The following is a 311-nucleotide window of genomic DNA, read 5'->3' as shown; positions in this document are numbered from 1 at the left end:
TTCTTATTTTTCATCATAACGTTGAAATCTGTATCGTTTAATTTATCTACTTTAAAATCATAGTCTTTTGGTTGCTCTGGCTTAATCATACTAGGATGAAAATTCCATTCTCCTGCAGGTGGCGCATAGGAATTGAAAGAGTTTATGCACTTCTTCCACTCTGGTGTATTTTTTATCGCTTCTTTTTCTGCATCTGTAATCCTAACCCATTCACCAGTCGCCCTAATTTTTTTTGCTTCTGGTTCAATATGCTTATTTAGTTTATCATCTTGTACCAACACATAGTTTCCTTCTGCATCCATATAATGGCT

At 34.7% G+C, this 311-nt stretch carries 1 protein-coding gene; it reads right to left on the bottom strand.

Annotated elements, in window-relative coordinates; all coding sequences use genetic code 11:
- Positions 1-281 (bottom strand): hypothetical protein (locus tag ACS2QP_RS27555; protein ID WP_438883032.1); only part of this gene is annotated, 281 nt, incomplete at its 3' end.
- Positions 282-311 lie beyond the last annotated feature (30 nt).

It is taken from the genome of Bacillus cereus group sp. Bce019 (assembly GCF_051781745.1).
Taxonomy (GTDB): domain Bacteria; phylum Bacillota; class Bacilli; order Bacillales; family Bacillaceae_G; genus Bacillus_A; species Bacillus_A cereus.
The sequence above is the reverse complement of the archived record's forward strand: the minus strand, read 5'-3'. Positions and strand labels throughout refer to the sequence as shown.